The following is an 18,614-nucleotide window of genomic DNA, read 5'->3' as shown; positions in this document are numbered from 1 at the left end:
CAAATTTTTGTTGAGATTATATTCTTTATTTTAATATAAACATTAACCATGTTGTAAGTTCTGATATTGTTTTCTGTAAACTCCTGGAGCAGAAAGGGTATGTGTTTTGAAAAAGCTATAAAAATAATTCAGATCACTAAAACCAAAAAGGAAGGCGATGTCTTTCATCGATTTTTCTGAATGTTTTAGAAGATACTTAATTTCATCTATAAGTTTTTCGTTTATCCATTCATTTACAGTTTTTTTGGTACAGCTCGTTATGATCTTGCATAAATAATTTTCATCTAAATTTAGTACTTGCGCGTGTTCTTTAATACGCATAAGTACGGAACAATTGCCATTAATCAATTCGTTAAAATTGTTTTCCATATTTTCACGAAAAGCGATGATAATTTTATTGTTTTTTTCGCTGTTTTTTTTGAAATTCAATTCATTTCCCTGTTCTAATTGCACTAAAAACAAGAGGTTAAGTGCCATGTTTGCCATAATCTCTTCTTTATAACAAGCATCCGAGGTTGCAATTTCATATATTTCAAGACAAGTTTGCTCAAAATAATTCATTGTATCTTCAGGAATGCAGCAGCAATAACCATTCTTAGAATCAAAGTCTAAAATGTTATTAATCCCGCCAGGGAAGTATTTTAAAATGAAAGATTTTAGGAATGTTATATTATAAACTTTTTCCATGTCTGTCCAATCAATTTTAAAAAAAGAATCAGGACAGGTTACTACCACATGGTTAGGACTTAAATCAAATTTATTATCGCCCACAGTAAAACTTCCATTTGCCTTAGTGACAATAGTGAAACTATAATAATCAGATCTAAAAGTAGGCGAATGAAAAGGAAATTTCAGATCCCATTCATGAACTTTTACTATTGAAAACTCATCGTTGTCTAGATAATCATGAAAAGGTAGGTTTAAAAAATCAATCTGGTCTTTATATTTGCTAATTGTGGTAAGTTTTGGTATCATGATTTTGAAAAATAAAGTTAGATAATTTTTAAATGGTGAATTAGGAACTTTTATTTTTCAAAGATATTGGATATGAAATTGTCAATTATAATCTATTATTGACATTTAGTTATAATATTTAAAGATATTAACTTCTATGTAGACTTTTCCTGTAATAAGAGGGAGTGAGTGTAGTTTGCCTTTTAAAGTAAAAGTTAAAATTACGACTGTTGGTAAATTGAAATAAGTCAGCAATCTCTGCTATTGGCATAGATGTTTCAGTTAATAGCAGTTTAAGTTCACTTAGAAGTCTACTATTAATCCATTCAGTTGGGGTTCTTCCCGTTTTAGTTTTAATTATACTGGAAAAATAATCTTCATTTAAAAATTGTAAATCTGCAAAATCTTTGGCTTCTAGTTGTTTTGGCTTTTTCCCTTCTACTATTTCATTAAAGTAGCTTTCTAAATCTTTATAAAAGATATTGACTATTGAATTATTATTATCAATAATACGGTGTAATTGATTTTGAAAAAGTTCTTTAATCTTAATAAGAAGAAATTCCAACATATTACCAATTAGTATCATTTTTTGGTCTAAACTGCGTTGAATTTCCTGTTTTATCTGGTTTGTGTTGTTCTTTATTATCAGGTAGTTTTCCGGGTCTGCTTTTGTATAAATAAACGATTCAGAAAGTAAAAAAGGAAATTCTTTATATATATCATAAAAGCAATAGCTGGCAAGAAATTTTTCGGTAAAGCAGATAAAATAAGCTTCAGTTAAATGATCGAACTTATAATTTCGATAGTGTCCGGGACCAGTTATAAATATACTGGATGATTCTAATATTATTACTTCATCATTATAAAGGTGTGTTGCACTACCTTCATTAATTATAAATATCGTAAAGAAATTAGCTTTATAATTATCTGGCGCATTGAGTAATTTATTTTTATTCCATTGGTCAATTTCTGTAAGCATAAAATCATTGTCTACTAATTCAGTTGAAGGCAGTCCGAACCAATCACTAAGCTCTTTTAGCGTATTAAATATGGGTATTTGCTTTTCCATTGAGTTTTTAATATTAAACTACTTAAAACAGATAAAATAATAATGTATCTATTTTAAAAGGTTGATTTTTTTTTTATTTTTTTTCAAGACATGCTTATCACATCTTTAATTGTAATTTCTTTTTTTTTAATAAAATACTATATTTCAGTTTCTTACACAGTGCATATTTACTAAAGAAAAATAAGGTTTACTAATCTGAAAGGTTAAAAAAAATTAAATCTTAGTATTTTATAATCTTTAGTAAATTATTCACAGAAAATGAAATATTCATTCGTTATAATTTTGCTTCAGCAACTAAATAGACGAATTTTTAATCTTCTATTATATTCCGGTTTCTCAATTTATAAGGAAAGAATCTTAATCGTTAAACGAAGAGGTGTTAGTAATATTCATTATTTACACTGCCTGAGTTTCATAAGAAAAAGTAGTGTATTTACGAGTCAAAAAAAATCATGAATAGAATTCGTCTTTGGATTTTTACATCTGAAAAGGAATTAGATAGAAAAAGGGAAAGCTGAAACCCTGATAAAGTAGGCGCAATTAAAAATTATCATTATGCAAACCGTATTTAAAAAATTAAAATTAATGTCAATATGTATTGGATTGGCATTTACAATTCAAAGTTGTGGTCAAAAGGACAAAGAATTCCAAGATGAAACTAAAAAGCAATCAATTATTTTAAATGAAAAGCCGGAGTATTTTTTACTGCGTCCAGAAGTTGAAAAGGCTTATGGTTATTCACATGCAGTAAAAATAGGGAATACTATTAAGATTTCAGGAGCTGTAAGTTTTGACGATCAAGGCAAACCTGCCGCAAAAGGCGATTTAGCCCAACAAATGAAAAATTGCTATGCAGATTTGGATAAAATATTAAAACATTATGACTGCACATTTGACGATGTAGTGATGGAAAATATCTTCACAACCAACATGCCGTTATTTCTTGAAGTCTCAGGATACAGAAAAGAAATCTACAAGAAAAATTTTCCCACGGGGTCCTGGCTTGGTGTAAAAGAATTAGCATTTCCGGAATTAATGATAGAGATAGAATTGGAAGTTTATAAGCCATAATAATTTTACGAATTATAACCTGATTAAAAAACAATAGAGATTTAAACGGAAGTCATTTTGCATTATAAGAACACTATTTAAAAATTATTTAGTGAAGATCACGATGTTTTCTGATCGGCCAGATCCTTTAGTGTAAGATCGTGCTTCCGTTTATCAAAGCAGCATTCTGCTCCAATATCTTTATTTTTTATAATTTTTGGTGAGAATATAACAGAAATGCAATTGGAATCAATGTCTAAGTTTGTGGTGTAGAAATGCTTAAATATAGTATTGAAAGTAAAAAGATATCCAATTCCAATATAATCGATTTGGATGTTTAACAAGAGGCTCGGGAACTGAAATAATTTCAGATACATATTATAAACCTTTTTAATTTAGAATATTATGGATTTTGGAAGTAGGCAGGAAATGAAAATAAGTTATAAGGTTATAAGTATAGATTCGATAAAAATTTCCTATCGCGAAGCCGGGGATTCTGGAAATCCTGTTTTGTTGTTACTTCATGGATTTCCTTCTTCCTCGCACATGTTTCGAAATATCATTCCTAAATTATCAAAACACTTTCATGTTATTGCCCCTGATTTGCCTGCGTTTGGTTTCAGTGATGTTCCAAATTTGGTAACGTTTAGTTATACTTTCGAAAACTACGCTAATATTGTTACCCATTTTCTGGATAAGTTAAAGATAACTAAAGCGAGTTTTTATCTATTTGACTATGGTGCACCCATATTAATGCGGTTACTCATCAAACGTCCGGAAATGATCGAGATGCTTATTTTTCAAAATGGAAATATTTATACAGAAGGAGTTGGTGATGTGTTAAAAGAGGTTAATGCATTATATAGAAAAGATGATTTTGAAAGCTATAGTAAACTTAAAAGGTTTTTTGAATTGGATTATACCAAATGGGAGTATACAAATGGAGCGCAGGAAATTTCAAATATAGCTGCGGAAACCTATTTTTTAGATCAATTCTTAATGGAACGGGAGGGAGTTAAAGAGATTCAAATGGAATTAAAGAGGGATTATAGTACTAATGTAGCACTTTATCCTGTATGGCAGGATTTTTTAAAAAAACTGCAACCCGTTACTTTGATTGTTTGGGGAGAGAATGATGAAGTATTTAAAAAGGAAGGGGCGCAAATGCTCCAGCGAGACCTTGCTGATTCAAAACTTTTATTTTATCCTACCGGCCATTTTGCACTTGAGGAATTTGGAAATGATATAGCAGAAGAAATAATATCATATTGGTATTTAAACTTTTAACGATTATGGATACTTATTTTGAGCTTTTCTTTTTATTTTTAATGGCCATCATAGGTGGTGCTGTGAATGTAACTATAGGAGGAGGCTGGTTTATTATTTTTCCAAGTTTGATTTTTAGAGGCATACAGCCTGTAACAGGAACTGCAACTACGACCATAATTCTTTTATCAGGTTTTCTTGTTTCATCAAAAGCTAATAAAAAAACAAGGGAAATTTCAAAAAGGCATTTCAGCTATATGGTTTTAGCTTGTGCTATGGGAGGTGTTACAGGAGCTTTTCTGCTTATAGCCTTTTCACATAAAGTGTTTGAAAGTATTGCACCTTATTTGTTGTTATGTTCCTGGATTCTCTTTACTTTTTATAATCGAATACAGAATTATTTTAATTTGGAGTTTGCGGTCAGAAAAGAGTTTAAATACTCGCATACAAAACTAATTCCGATTTTTTTATTAGGTATCTATGGAGGATATTTTGGAGCAGGGATGGGAATGATCATTTTTATTCTGTACAGTTTTTACGGAATCAAAAGCAATGATACTCTGGAAAGATTGGCGTTGTTTTTAGTTGGAGCGAATAATGGAATAGCGATTCTTATTTTTATTTGTTCAGGGTTGATTTTTTGGCCTTTTGCGCTTGTAATGATAACGGGGTCTGTTTTGGGAGGTCATTTAGGAAATGCATGCAAAGAAAAAATTAATATGGCAAGGGTAAAAAAAAATGCAATTGTTATTGGAGCAACGGTCACCTTATATTTCTTATTATAAATTAAATACACTATAACATGAAAAGAATTGCAATTAATGGTTTTGGCCGTATAGGCAGGGCAGCGTTAAAAATTATTACCGACACGCCTGATCAGGAGGTAGTCGGAATTAATGATCTGATGAGTATAGAAAATGCTGTCTTTTTACTGCAGAGAGATAGTATTTACGGCAAATATGAAAAAGAGGTATCGTTTAGAGACGATACTATTTTTATTGAAGGAAAGGCAATTACATATACAACAATAAAAGATCCGTCAGAACTTCCGTGGAAAACACTCGGTGTTGATGTTGTAATAGAGAGTACGGGTTTTTTTACCAATAAACCCGATGCAGAAAAGCATTTGCAGGCAGGTGCTAAATTTGTAGTTATTTCTGGTCCTACAAAGGATACTCCCACTATTGTACATGGTGTAAATACAGAGGAAGGTAAAGTAGAAATCTTTTCCTGCGGAAGCTGTACAACGAATAATATTGGCCCAATCATAGAAATACTGGGACGTCGTATAGGTATAAAAAAGGCAATTTTAAATACGACACATGCGTATACTGCTTCTCAGACTTTAGTTGATGCTCCCTCTAAAAAAGAACCAAGAATGGGACGTGCAGCCGGACTTAATTCAGCACCTGCTGCTACTGGTGCAGCTGTAGCCGTTACAAAAGCATTACCTGAGTTTGTTGGCAAATTTGATGGTATTGCCGTGCGTGTACCGGTACCAATTGGTTCAATATCTGATATTACTTTCGTAACTCAAAGAGCAACTACAGTAGAAGAAATTAATGCGATTTTAACCGAGGAAGCCCAAACGCCCCGCTACAATAAAGTCGTTGAAGTCAGCCATGAGCAATTGGTTTCGAGCGACATAATTAAAAGCACTTACGCAGCAACTGTTGATCTTGAAATGACAAGAGTGGTAGATGGAGATTTAGTGAAGGTTATGGCTTGGTACGATAATGAATGGGGATTTACAAATCAAATGGTCAGACAGATTCAGGAGCTTTAAATATAATAAAAAAGAAATTTGCGATGAATTATCAAGAACTAGCTTTCAGCGACGCCATAAAAGAAATTCAGGAAAAAAAAGGAAGCCGGAGCAGCTATGCCCGAATGGAAAAAATGTCCTATACCGATGGACTGAGCGAACAGGAGATGGCTTTTATAGAAAGTCAGGACAGCTTTTATATGGCTTCTTATGGTGAAAATGAATTTCCATACATACAACATCGAGGCGGACCGCAGGGTTTTGTGAAAATTATAGATGCAAATACGATCGGAATTGTTGATTTTGTTGGAAATCGGCAATATATTTCGGCGGGAAATATTTCAAAAAATCCTAAAGTAGCCATTATAATGGTTTCTTACCCTCAAAGGGCACGCTTAAAAATTTATGCAGATGCTCAAGTCTTAGATGTTGAAGGCAATAGTGAATTATATGAGAAATTAAAACCTGAAGATTATAAGTTTAAGCCCGAGCAAATGATGGTTTTTAAAATTAAGGCCTATGACTGGAACTGCCCGCAGCATATCACACCGCGATATACAGTTGCGGAAATCAAAGAAGTTTTTGATCTTCAAAAAAAACATATTAGCGATCTTGAACAGCAAATTAAAGATTTAGAGGCACTTCTTTCAAAAAAGTAAAATACTAATACTAAGTAATAGATTTAAAATTTTTTCAAAAATGTGAAAACATTATTTGCCTGTTATGGACGTAAAATATGATTTTTATTTCTTAATCCAGATTAATGGATGTGTGGATCAGGGGAAGTACCTTTGTAATGAAATAACCATTTAATGTATAAATACCATGGAAAATAAAATTTTAGGTATGCATCATATCACTGCAATTGCAGGTGATGCAAAGCGTAATTTCAATTTTTACTCAAAAATATTAGGTTTAAGATTCATCAAAAAAACGGTGAATTTTGACGATCCGGGAACGTACCATTTTTACTTTGGCGATGAGACAGGAAGTGCAGGAACCATCTTAACTTTTTTTCCTTGGGGAGAAGGAATTCAGCAAGGCGTAAAAGGTTCAGGAATGGCTACCGAAATTGGATATTCTGTTCCAAAAGGAAGCCTTGATTTCTGGCAGGCACGTTTTGAGAAATACAACGTAATTTATAATAAACCAGCTGAAAAATTTGGAGAAAAATACCTTACTTTTCTCGATCCGGATGGTTTAAAATTAGAGTTAATCGAATCAAAAACAGAAGATATAAGAAAAGCATGGGAAACTGATGAAGTGAAAGAGGATGTAGCCACAAGAGGTTTTCATAACATTACTTTGACGTTAAACAATATAAAAGCAACTGCCGGAGTCTTAACCGAAATTTTTGGTTACAAATTGATAGATCAGGACGTAAACCGCTACCGTTACGCAACAACTGCTGTAGAAAATGCTGCCATTGTTGATTTAGTGGAGCTGACTGATGAAAAAAAGGGTATCGTTGCCAACGGATCTGTTCACCACGTTGCTTTCCGTGTACAAAATGATGAAATTTTAATGCACTTCCGTGAAAAAATTGAAGCATACGGATTGTCAATTACACCACAAATAGACAGACAATATTTCCATTCTTTATATTTTAGAGAACCGGGAGGAGTTTTATTTGAAATCGCAACAGATAATCCCGGATTCACAGTAGATGAAAGCTTAGAAGAATTAGGTCAAAATTTGAAACTTCCTGAGCAGTACGAATCTCAAAGATCCAGTATTGAAAAACATTTAGTTAAAATTAATTAAGAATTTTTAGAGAAACATAAATAAATTAAAACATCCCCATGATCGCTTACAAAAACATTTTTTTACTGGCCTTAGCTGCATTTTTTTTAAATGCATGTAATAAAGAAAACAAATTAGAAAATAAAAACACGAATGTTAGTACGTATCTGACAGACACCACTTCTGGTATTAAAGCAGGTGGTGTAAAGGTGGTACAAATTACTACACCAAAGGGTAAATTTAATGTCTGGACAAAGAGAATTGGAAATAACCCAAAGATTAAGTTATTATTACTTAACGGAGGGCCGGGAGCTACACACGAATATTTTGAATGTATGGAAAGTTTTTTGCCGGCAGAAGGGATTGAATTTATTTATTATGATCAGTTAGGAACAGGTAATTCTGATAATCCTAATGATCCTGCACTTTGGGATTTACCCCGTTTTGTAGAAGAAATTGAGCAGGTACGTCAGGCACTAAAACTGGACAAGGATAATTTTTATGTATTAGGCCACTCGTGGGGTGGGATTTTAGCAGCACAATATGCCCTTAAATATCAACAAAATATAAAAGGTCTTATTATCTCAAATATGATGATGAGTGCTCCGGAATATGATAAGTATGCCAGAGAAGTACTGGCAAAGCAATTAGATCCAAAAGTTTTAGCCAGAATCAGGGAAATTGAAAAAAATAAAGATTTTGAAAATCCGGAATATATGGAGCTGCTTGTGCCTAATTTTTATTCGAAACATATTTTACGTTTAGATGCAAGCCTTTGGCCGGAACCAGTTAATCGTGCATTTAGTAAAATCAACCAGTCGTTGTACGTTACGATGCAGGGACCAAGTGAATTTGGTCTTTCAGGTAAACTTGAAAAATGGGATGTTACAAAAGAACTTCCTAAAATTACAGTACCAACATTATCTATTGGTTCAAAATACGACACAATGGATCCGGAACATATGAAATGGATAGCGACGCAGGTTAAAAATGGCACCTATTTGTTTTGTGACAAAGGAAGCCATATGAGTATGTATGATGATCAGCAAACCTACATGAAAGGTTTAATTAAATTTTTAAAAGATACAGATCATAATAGTAAATAAAAGGTTGTAGAGATATTAAGCCTTGAAAATTAGTTGTACCCTAATACTATTTTAATAAATATGGAAACAATAAAACTCGAATTAGATGAAAAAGAACATGGGGCTTTTAATCTGTATGTTGACAACAGAAAACTAGGTGAAATGATTATTAGTATTAAACCTGATTTACTAACCGTTTACCATACAGCAGTTGAGCCTGATGCAGAAGGAAGAGGATATGCCAAAAAGCTTTTGGAAGAAATGATCTCTTATGTACGTGCCAACAATTTGATGGTTTTACCGCTTTGTCCATATGTACATGCACAATTCAAAAAACATAGCGATGAATATAAGGATGTCTGGAAGAGATAAATTTAAAATACCATTATTCATGATCCGTAATTTAATTCGGGTTCCTGTAATTTAATATGCAAGAAAGCGTAATTATCAGATAATTACGCTTTCTTTTTATTTAGTACTGTTATGAAAACAGTAAAGTTCCAGACACCTCTTTTGTATTAGATAAGATCCGGCTCTCGCTATTATCTAAACCCTACATGCAAAAATACAAATTGCAGAAGTACAACTTAAGCTTTGTGCCTCAGCGTATATTATAATTGTCAAATATGAAAACTAAGCAGATAATGGAATTTTATTTAACAGCTTAATAAATAAGTCTTTTTTCAATTTGATAACGAGTAATAAATCAATTTTTAACCTCCGTTGAATAACAATTAATAATAGCAGATATTCGCGGGGCAGGATTTAAGTAATGATGAAATGGTGCATCATTTTCTAAATGTGATAGCACTATCGTGATCAAGAATTTTCTTCCTTTTCGTTTAAAAACTTCTTTACTACTGCGTTTGCCATGAATTTTAGAAAGCTTAAAATTTCTGCAGCTTCCTCCAAAGTAACATCCATTCCTTCATCATTAAGCATTTTTTGTGCCTTTTGTGGTGAAATTTTTCCATTATGCTTTTCTTCTTCGAATTCCATAAAACTAAAATTATTGTTAATATAAAAATAATATTTTTTTAATCTTAATGTTTACAATGCTTTAGAACGGTTTGTATCTCGTAGAGTTAACTCTACAGATTTACAAACCGCTTGCTTTTTCGATGTAAAAGATGGTTAAATTGTGTCAAAAAGGCCAAAAAAAAAGCTAAAACTTTCGTTTTAACTTTTTTTTAAGAGTGACCGTTACTGAACAATTTACAAACTATTTTATGAATGATTTAAAGAAATTAGCTTATTTCCAAGTGAATTTGTAAGATAATTATTTAAAGTTTTCGTTCTAGGGCGGTTTGTATGTATCGTGGGGTAAGATGTTAAAAATAGTTATTTGATGAAGATTTTATTTCTATAATTGTAATTAGTAATTCAAAATTTTTTAGATAATTTTTAAACTTTAAATTATATTTTAAAAACTAAATTTAAATTATAATTCTAAAAATACTCGCATCAAAATTTATCTATGAAGTTATCTAAATTAAAAGTTTTAAATTTTTGTGGTAGAAAAAGGTCTGAAGTTCGATCTAAAAGTACCATGAATTTGCGAAAATAATTAGTCGTATTCCATTTTTAAAATGGACTTTTTTTATTTTTGCTAATACAATAGTCTAGATAATCGAATTATTGCATGGAAACAGAATTTCAAAATCAGCATAAGCTTTCGCAGATTTATCTAAAACAGTTTGGGTATATTGGAGAAGACAATGAACACTATGTTTCCGTGTATAAAGTCGGAGAAAAAAAGACGGAGAACATTAAAGTAAAATCCTTTACAGCTGAAGTAAATATTTTTGATCTTCCACTGCCGGATATTAAAGATAAAAGGTTGTTTGAGAATTTGAGTTCTCAATTAGAATCTCGTTATCCAAAGGTAATAGCAAATCTTCAAAATCAAAAAAAGCTAATTCCTTTAGATAAAGATGTCCTTAATAATTTTGCTGCCAATATTTTATGCAGGACTGACAGATTTAGGGATTTTATTTCATGGTGTCTTAAAGACAGCAAAGCTGCAGTTACCTTAGTTAGTGAAATTACTTTATTCTCTGAGGGACAGGGAGATAAAGATGAGCTTGAGTTTATAATAAAATACCTTCCGTCTGATTTACAGCTAAACCTTGTAATGCCTTATATCATGACTCATTTAGTGGAGGTGTTTAGAAGATTCAAAAAAGTTATTTTAAAACACTTTGGAAATGTCGGATGGCTGACTTCCGACAATCCCGTTCACATTGAAAGATTTGGACAGCATAGCTATTTGATTCCCATTGAAGCAGAAATCTATTTTCCTTTGTCCAAAGATTTTTGTCTTTTTATGTTTCATCCCGATTCGCTGTCATCCGATAATCCATTAAGAAAATTGAAATTGGATAAAGTCAATCTGGTAAATTTCGAAACATGTGATGCCATCAACAAAAGAATGTTTACAGACAATCAAGCTTATTTAAATTTTGATTATCTGATTTTTAACACACAGACCGATGAAACTACATTTAGAGAATAATGTTTTTATTAATAGTTATTTTGAGTTAATTTTCAATCATACTTTTTAAAGAATTGTATTCATCCACTAAATAATTATATTCTACATCATTAATTACTAAAGCTGCGGGCGTTAAGATGAATCTTCCTTCTCCAGCATCTCTCAATGCAAAACCCTCTACGTCAAAAGTGGCGGTGTCTTCAATATTTGGTATGCCTTTTAAGATTTTTTCCCTTAAAAATTGTTTTTGGGCAGTATAAAGCATAGATTTTATTTCATTATAGTAATGCTTAGAAAGCTGGTCATATTCCAGATCTATATCAAGTTTATGTATTTTTATATTGCGGAATGCAAGAAATTCATCAACTGTTTCGCTTTTTTGCAGTGCCACAAACATTGCTTCATTTGTTTTAAAAGCATTTTTAAATATTGTTAATGTTGATTTATGAGCGTTTGAAATATAATAGTCGAAAAGCTTAATTGGGGCATAGGACTGATTTAGTGATTTCCATTTCTTAAAGGAATGGGGAAAAAATCTCTGAAAGATTTTCTCAAATTTGTCTATTCCAACGATTTGTTTTTCAATTTTTTCCTTATCAAAAATCTGGTAGGGCATTTTATTTAGGATAGCAACCAGACCCTCAGAAGGGATTGTGGAATAAAAGCCGATAAATCCATTACAGTTATTGGAATGCACTCGATCAAAAATGTTTTGTTCCACCGCAGGGGTAATGGATCTGCCTGAGTGGGAATAGTGTTTGCAACTTACGAGCCAGTCAATAATTGTTTTTTGGCCACTTATGCCTTCTCTCAGCTCCCTAACAATCAAATCTTTACCGTTATCTGCCCCTCTGGCTGGATTTGAAATTATTTCATAACCTAATTCCTCAAGAAAATCACGGGCGAATAATTCAAATGTATCTTGGTCACCAATGCCGGTATTAGCCAATGGAATTTCAGCGAAGTCTATAATCATTCTTTTGTCGGGTTTAGTTTTTCTAATGTTCTGGTATTCTTCAATTTAAATAAAAGCGGAAAATGGAACTGATTCGTTTGTCGGAAAATACAATAAATTATTGAAGAACTTATTAATTTTTTTAGTGTATTACAAACTTATTATGCTGCATAAGAAAAAGTGGATGATCGAAATTACCATCCTTTTATTTACTTTTCTCTACATTGCTTTTAAAATTGTTAGTTTGGTATATTTTACAGATTGACTGTGTAAAATTCCTATATTAGTCACTGTAAAGATCATCAAATGGAAATTAGAACTGATTTAGAACGTGTTTTGTGGCATGAGGTAGGACATCTCTGTATTGACCTTATAGAAATTGAGGACAGTCCTGATTTTTTCGTAGATGATTTATGGGCGAATTATCATAAAATTGCAATTTCCGAGTATAAATGGGAAGGAGGAGTGAGGATGCTTCCTTCGATCAAGTTTGACGTATTGCTGCAAGATGATGATAAAACTTCATTTGCGCTGCTGGGGCTGATTTCAGGCTGTGTTTTTCAAACGCTGTTTTTAAAAGATTTACTGAAGGTTCCTGGTATTGGTTTTGAGGATTGTTTTTGTGTGCAGCAAAAGTGTGGTGGAAGGGGTGATATCAGGTCCTTTCTGGGAATAACCTCATTGATCAGGAGAAAGTATGGTTTAAACAAAGACTTCATACAGTTTAGCGAAAAGGAGCTGCAGCATATTTATTATGATATTATTACCAAAAATCAAGAATTTTTAGGTGCGCTCCATAGTTTGATAAGCCGTTACACAGCAATTGTTTATGCTGTTTATGAACTGTCGGAGAATAAGGATGAGTTTAAGTATTCTCTCAAAGGGAATGACCTGGATTCATTAAAAGAAGAGGTTTTTAAGCTAATGAAGGTGACAGGTTTTTATGATGCGGTTAAAGAACTTAAAGAATCCATTAAAGAGAAAATGACCGAAGTTCAAAAAAGCAGTACATCAAGCTAAATTAAAGAATAACAATTAAATACTAAAGTATATAAATATTAAAAACTGGAGTAATTGCCTTTTATGTTATGGAAACATTGGATGAAAAGTATAGAAATTTGCAATTTTTGAGTCTGGGTAGAATGAGAAGCTACACATGCATGCTTTTGACTAATAGGTCTAATTATAAAGTTCATGGAACGGGTGTATTTATTCAGATTCAAGACCACTATTTTCTGATTTCAGCCGCTCATGTTTTTGACAGATATCGAGAGCTATTTATTCCCTTGTCAAGAAACTATGAAATAATTACGCCAGGAGGGACAACTTACAATCATCATACCACAGATAGGAATAAAGATGCTATTGATATAGGTGTTTTAAAATTAGATAACGAATGTGTTTCTCATCTTTTGCGTTCTTATAATTTTTTACAAGCTGACGATTTAGCCATCAATCATATATTCCATAATGAAGAACATTATACTTTTCTGGGTTATCCTTCAACAAGATCAAAAATAGTATGGAATACAAATATTTTTGATTGTAACACTTTTTTTCATTTTACTACTCCTAAAAGGATAGAGGATTACTTATATTTTGATCGAAATCCTGCTATTAATGTTATGACATCTTATAATAAAAAAGTTTCATTTAATATTAAAAATAACACTTTTGGAACAGGTCCAGATTTACATGGTATTAGCGGTTGTGGCCTCTGGTTTACAAATCCTTTAGATCTGTCTACTGGATTTATAAAGCCGAAATTAACAGCCATAATGACTGATTGGCCAGTGAAAAATAGAGCTATAATTATTGGAACTAGAATTGATGTAATTACCGGAATAATAAAAAAGAATCTTGAAATTGATTTTCCTGATTCCAAGATCGTTAAAATCAACTAAATTAATCGATTTATAGCGTTATCTTATATATATTGAATGATGGGCGTAATTTTTAATTGTAAGTAAGCAGACGTGCTTTATACATTAATTTTTTTGCCTAAAGAATTACAAGCTCCAATAATCATCAAAATCAATAATTCTAAATTTTAAAATTAGTTATCAATCTGGTCAAGGAATTTTATTTAAAAAGAAAAACAGGTAAAATTACGGGTTCCATTTAATTTATAAATGGTTAAGTTTCGGAAGTATATTTTAATAAAAAATCATGCCAGTTATTTCTGTCAATAGCGATCATTCGCCGCTTTTCAAAGAGTTTGAACTTATTATCAATGATGAAAAATTACTTGCTCAGCAAATCGGTGATTTAATGCTGGGCCACCAGCATCATGTAGAAAACATTTTACGGGCAAAGAAAGGCTCAGTTGCATATTCACCAAACGACGTAATTGATAAGGCAATTGAAAAACTTGTTGTAGTTGAAGATCATGAAAGGTACAAAAGAGATGGTTGGATTTTTCAATTTATGACATGGATAACTTTAAACGTTGAAAACCGCAAGGTTCCTTTTAAATGTCAGATACCACATCCAGCTCCTGCAATGCATGGAATTGATGGTTTAGGTGTGGTACTTTCGAAAAACAAAGAAATTGTAAAAATTATCATTTCTGAGGATAAGTACACAGAAAATCCTCGAAAAAAAATAAAAGAAGAGGTTTGGCCTGAATTTAGAACTTTTGAAGAACGTGTATATGATTCTCATATTGTAAGTATAGTAACGGGATTAATTAGAGACTTAAGTATCAAAGAAATTAATATGGCCGTGCAACGTGATCTCTATAATATGGATTTGAGAACTTATCGCGTTGGCATTACACCTAGAGTACAAAATCATATTGGAAATGGGAAAAGGAGATTATTTAAAGGTTATGATAATTGTGTAAAGAGGGCAGTCCACGATAAGAGAGAAGCTTTGACTTTTAGCCAAGCTGATATACGAGACTGGATGGATAAAATCTCAGTTAAAATTTCAAAATACCTTACCTCAAAAAAGATTTAGATGTACAATGTTAAGACTGAAAAACTAATTAGAGAAGTTCCCAAAATTGGGCAGCTTGAAATGGAACGGCTCCCACAAGAGCTCACTAAAATTTATGCAAAAATTGTTGGCATAAGGCGTACACTTGAACCTGAACAAGATAATTTGCCCAAAAGTTTTAAAAAAAATATAAAGTTGCTACGTACTTTGGCAACAAATCTTGAGACTTTAGTGCTTTTGGACAAAGAAAATAAAAACCGGCAGTCTTCAGCTTTTGTTGCCGCAACTGCTCAGCATCTTTTATCTACTATCAGTAAAAAAAATAATTCAGGACAACAAAATGAAAAATTTACTGCAAATAGTATCCCATCTGAGATATCTGCAATGATTTTGTTTTTGATCAGCAATAGCCCCGCAGATGCTTGTGAGTTAGCAAAAAAGATGGAAGTTGATTTTCCTAAAGAAAGCGTTTCTTACAAGTTATTCAAAGCACTGGGATATCTGTCAACTGGTGAACTTGAGAAATTGCAAAGACTTGAAATAGAAGAAAATAACTATGAGGAAGTTTATGAGGAAGCTGTTTGGTATTTGTATGAGTTGATATTTAAAGGAGTACATAATCTTGCGTTATTACTTTTAGGGGAGGCAATTGATAAAGATCACCAATTTTTTTCTCAGGTAATTGAATTGAGCAGATATGAGTTTGGAAGTGGTACTCAAAGTAATTTTAGCGGACCCTATCATTTAGCTTCTCTTTTGGAAGCGCTAAGAGAGGAATTAATATTGAGAGGTGTTGTGAGTGTTGCGAAGCCATATGGAGTTGAAGAGGAGCAATGGATTTTTTTTTTAAAAAGACTTGCATTAGATAGACCATACTTATGGGAAAATCATGCTGATGCTATAGCTACAGGATATTTGGAATTTGGAAATTCTGCGGTACTTACATTTCCAACTGGTGCAGGAAAAACTACATTATCTGAATTAAAGATTGCTACAACATTATTTTTAGACAAATCAGTTTTATATCTTGTACCTACGCATGCACTCGAAGACCAGGTCAATAAAAATTTGAAAGATCTTTTTGAGGGACTTGGGAACAGTTTCACGATTGAAATTGGAGGTGAATACACTGAACTTTTTGATGAGCTTCCAACAATAGCAGTCATGACGCCAGAGAGATGTTTAACATTGCTTAGTGTAAGTCCAGATTTTTTCAGTGAAATTGGATTAGTTGTATTTGATGAATTTCATCTTATTAGCGGGAGAGATAATTCTCTTGAAAGAAGGAGTTTAGATGCTATGTTTTGCCTTCTTAGATTATTTTCAGAATTACCTTCTGCGGATTACTTGCTAATTTCAGCGATGGTTGAAAATGGAGGCGAAATATGTGATTGGATTGAGAAAGTTACAGGAAAAAATTGTTACAACTTTAATTCAAATTGGAAGCCAACTAGACAGCTGCATGGATGTGTGATTTTTAAGGAAGAAGAAATTAATGATTTAAAACAAAAACTGCGAACTGCAAAAAGAGAAGCAAATACTAAATCACCTAGTGCAGCTTTGAGAAGGGAACTTAAAGCAGAAGCATATCAGATTTTTAGCTTAAAAAATATGTGGGAGACTAATGCGAGAGACGATTATTACATGTCCAGTCTATTGCCTTCAAAAGTTTTATTAGCAGCAGGTAATTTTTACTGGAATTTAACAAGTAACCGCAATGAGGTTGCCGCTGAACTTGCGTTGCATTTTGGAAATTTAGGGATTAAAACATTAGTTTTTGTGGATCAACCTGGAGTTACTGTTAGTACAGCTCAAAAAATTATAAAAAAAGTTACAAATCCTGTGAACTTCAAAGAAATTCATAAAAAGTTTAGAAGAGAGCTTAACACCCTTGAACTGGAACTCGGTGATTTGATTTATTCTCATTTCGTTGGTGAAGCCCCTGTTGCAGTCCATCATGGTTTAATGCTTCCAATTGAACGTCGATTAAATGAGCAATTTTATAAAGAGGTTTCGGGACCAAATATAGTTGTAGCAACTGCTACTTTGGCGCAAGGTATAAATATGCCAGCAGAAATTGTAATAATTGCTGGTGATGATCGATTTGATGAAGAATTAGACGCACGTGAAACTGTGGGACCACATGAAATTTTAAATGCTGCGGGAAGAGCGGGGCGTGCAGGAAGTGCTGCTCAGGGTGTTGTATTAATAATTCCTGGTGAGGTAGTGACCTTTGATGAAGACAGTAGATTAGGAGATCGCTGGTGGCATTTAAAGAACACTGTTTTTTCCAAGAGTGACCAATGTGTAATCATTACTGATCCATTAAATGATTTGCTGGATTCTTTAACTGATGTGGAAAATTTAAGTGAAAACCAAAAAAATATTATATTTAGATTAAGTCTTGAAGAGGATAATTATAATTCGGTAGTTTCTGTTTTTAAAAATTCCTTTGCAGCTTCCAAACAAGGTAATGAAAATGAGTCTTCAATTGAAAAAGGTATACAAAAACTGATTGAAATCAAAAACAGCTTAGCCTTTGACTTATTATATGATCCATGGGTTGAAAATGTGAGCCTTAAGATGGCTGTCGAGCCTAAAATAGTTGAAGATCTTGGAAAGGCAATTGATGAAATTTCGTTTGAGCAACTTTTTGAATTTGATGTAATGCAATTAATTGACTTTCTTTTTGACTGGCTAGATAACAATGCAGAACGTATTGATCGATTATTTACTGCCAGAGGTGCGAAATATCAGATGGCAAGAGCTCTTAATCTTGATAAAGAAGGATTTACTCTGGAGGAAATAGCAGAAAATTTCAGTAAATTAAAACCAATTTTACAAGCTTACTTAGGTGGCAGTGATTACTTTGTGATTGAGGGAATGATAACAGGAAGAAGTGATAATTTTTTATTAAAAGCAAGACATTTTATATTAAAGCTTGTTCCACATTTTAGTTTTGCTTTTGGAGTTTTCTCGATTACTGCTCGTGAAAAGTGGAATGCAGAAGATGAAGAAGCTGATGAAATTCCAGATGAAATAAAATTATTGGCAACACTAATTCGAGAGGGATTTGATTCGGTAGAGAAATTAAATTACAAGCTAGAAAACTCCAGAATTGGGAGAGTGGAACTTCATAACAGCTTTGCAAGGTAGGGATTAAATAAAGAAGTAAAATTACCTAAAATTTATCTTAAATCTGATTATGGTTTTCCGTAATACTTTGATAAACAAAGTTTATAAATTTGTTTTTTATAAATTTTAGGTTACAGTTTCAATAAAGTTTTACAAAG

Annotated in this window: 17 protein-coding genes; 13 read left to right on the top strand and 4 right to left on the bottom strand. The window is 32.3% G+C overall.

What is annotated here, in order from left to right; translation table 11 throughout:
* Positions 1 to 42 precede the first annotated feature (42 nt).
* Both IHE43_RS14860 and IHE43_RS14855 read right to left on the bottom strand, forming a co-directional pair.
* Positions 43 to 975, bottom strand: coding sequence for an AraC family transcriptional regulator (locus IHE43_RS14860; RefSeq protein ID WP_192184615.1), 933 nt, complete (start codon positions 973 to 975; stop codon positions 43 to 45).
* A gap of 127 nt (positions 976 to 1,102) precedes the next feature.
* Positions 1,103 to 2,023: an AraC family transcriptional regulator gene (locus IHE43_RS14855; RefSeq protein ID WP_192184614.1), complete on the bottom strand. Its 921-nt coding sequence runs from the start codon at positions 2,021 to 2,023 to the stop codon at positions 1,103 to 1,105.
* Between the two features lie 555 nt (positions 2,024 to 2,578).
* Between IHE43_RS14855 and IHE43_RS14850 the strand changes: the two genes are divergently transcribed.
* The 8 genes from IHE43_RS14850 (at position 2,579) to IHE43_RS14815 (ending at position 9,304) form a co-directional block, all read left to right on the top strand.
* Entirely contained in the window at positions 2,579 to 3,094 is a 516-nt protein-coding gene (locus tag IHE43_RS14850) for a RidA family protein (RefSeq protein WP_192184613.1), read from the top strand.
* A gap of 384 nt (positions 3,095 to 3,478) precedes the next feature.
* Positions 3,479 to 4,360: an alpha/beta fold hydrolase gene (locus IHE43_RS14845; RefSeq protein WP_192184612.1), complete on the top strand. Its 882-nt coding sequence runs from the start codon at positions 3,479 to 3,481 to the stop codon at positions 4,358 to 4,360.
* A gap of 5 nt (positions 4,361 to 4,365) precedes the next feature.
* Positions 4,366 to 5,124: a sulfite exporter TauE/SafE family protein gene (locus IHE43_RS14840; RefSeq protein ID WP_192184611.1), complete on the top strand. Its 759-nt coding sequence runs from the start codon at positions 4,366 to 4,368 to the stop codon at positions 5,122 to 5,124.
* 17 nt (positions 5,125 to 5,141) lie between these two features.
* Positions 5,142 to 6,125 (top strand): type I glyceraldehyde-3-phosphate dehydrogenase, encoded by a 984-nt coding sequence (locus IHE43_RS14835; protein WP_192184610.1) that lies wholly within the window; start codon positions 5,142 to 5,144, stop codon positions 6,123 to 6,125.
* 23 nt (positions 6,126 to 6,148) lie between these two features.
* Entirely contained in the window at positions 6,149 to 6,763 is a 615-nt protein-coding gene (locus tag IHE43_RS14830) for a pyridoxamine 5'-phosphate oxidase family protein (protein ID WP_192184609.1), read from the top strand.
* A 166-nt stretch (positions 6,764 to 6,929) separates the two neighbouring features.
* Positions 6,930 to 7,868, top strand: a complete 939-nt coding sequence (locus IHE43_RS14825; RefSeq protein WP_192184608.1) for a ring-cleaving dioxygenase — start codon at positions 6,930 to 6,932, stop codon at positions 7,866 to 7,868.
* 38 nt (positions 7,869 to 7,906) lie between these two features.
* Positions 7,907 to 8,953, top strand: a complete 1,047-nt coding sequence (locus IHE43_RS14820) for a proline iminopeptidase-family hydrolase (RefSeq protein ID WP_192184607.1) — start codon at positions 7,907 to 7,909, stop codon at positions 8,951 to 8,953.
* 60 nt (positions 8,954 to 9,013) lie between these two features.
* Entirely contained in the window at positions 9,014 to 9,304 is a 291-nt protein-coding gene (locus IHE43_RS14815) for a GNAT family N-acetyltransferase (RefSeq protein WP_192184606.1), read from the top strand.
* Between the two features lie 447 nt (positions 9,305 to 9,751).
* Here the strand turns inward: IHE43_RS14815 and IHE43_RS14810 are convergent, their stop codons facing one another.
* Positions 9,752 to 9,931: a hypothetical protein gene (locus IHE43_RS14810; protein WP_192184605.1), complete on the bottom strand. Its 180-nt coding sequence runs from the start codon at positions 9,929 to 9,931 to the stop codon at positions 9,752 to 9,754.
* Positions 9,932 to 10,574: 643 nt separating this feature from the next.
* Between IHE43_RS14810 and IHE43_RS14805 the strand changes: the two genes are divergently transcribed.
* Positions 10,575 to 11,447 carry a DUF4238 domain-containing protein gene (locus IHE43_RS14805; RefSeq protein ID WP_192184604.1) on the top strand — a complete coding sequence of 291 codons (873 nt, stop codon included), beginning with the start codon at positions 10,575 to 10,577 and terminating at the stop codon, positions 11,445 to 11,447.
* Positions 11,448 to 11,472: 25 nt separating this feature from the next.
* Here the strand turns inward: IHE43_RS14805 and IHE43_RS14800 are convergent, their stop codons facing one another.
* A complete protein-coding gene (locus tag IHE43_RS14800; protein ID WP_192184603.1) occupies positions 11,473 to 12,402 on the bottom strand; it encodes a restriction endonuclease in 930 nt (309 codons plus the stop codon).
* A gap of 285 nt (positions 12,403 to 12,687) precedes the next feature.
* Here IHE43_RS14800 and IHE43_RS14795 point away from each other — a divergent pair, with 285 nt between their 5' ends.
* The 4 genes from IHE43_RS14795 (at position 12,688) to IHE43_RS14780 (ending at position 18,477) form a co-directional block, all read left to right on the top strand.
* A complete protein-coding gene (locus IHE43_RS14795; protein WP_192184602.1) occupies positions 12,688 to 13,401 on the top strand; it encodes a hypothetical protein in 714 nt (237 codons plus the stop codon).
* Positions 13,402 to 13,469: 68 nt separating this feature from the next.
* A complete protein-coding gene (locus IHE43_RS14790; RefSeq protein ID WP_192184601.1) occupies positions 13,470 to 14,285 on the top strand; it encodes a hypothetical protein in 816 nt (271 codons plus the stop codon).
* Between the two features lie 265 nt (positions 14,286 to 14,550).
* Complete coding sequence (locus tag IHE43_RS14785; protein ID WP_192184600.1) at positions 14,551 to 15,342, top strand: hypothetical protein; 792 nt, start codon at positions 14,551 to 14,553, stop codon at positions 15,340 to 15,342.
* A complete protein-coding gene (locus tag IHE43_RS14780; RefSeq protein WP_192184599.1) occupies positions 15,343 to 18,477 on the top strand; it encodes a DEAD/DEAH box helicase in 3,135 nt (1,044 codons plus the stop codon). It begins immediately after the preceding gene.
* Positions 18,478 to 18,614 lie beyond the last annotated feature (137 nt).

Source organism: Flavobacterium sp. MDT1-60, from assembly GCF_014844035.1.
GTDB lineage: Bacteria > Bacteroidota > Bacteroidia > Flavobacteriales > Flavobacteriaceae > Flavobacterium.
The sequence above is the reverse complement of the archived record's forward strand: the minus strand, read 5'-3'. Positions and strand labels throughout refer to the sequence as shown.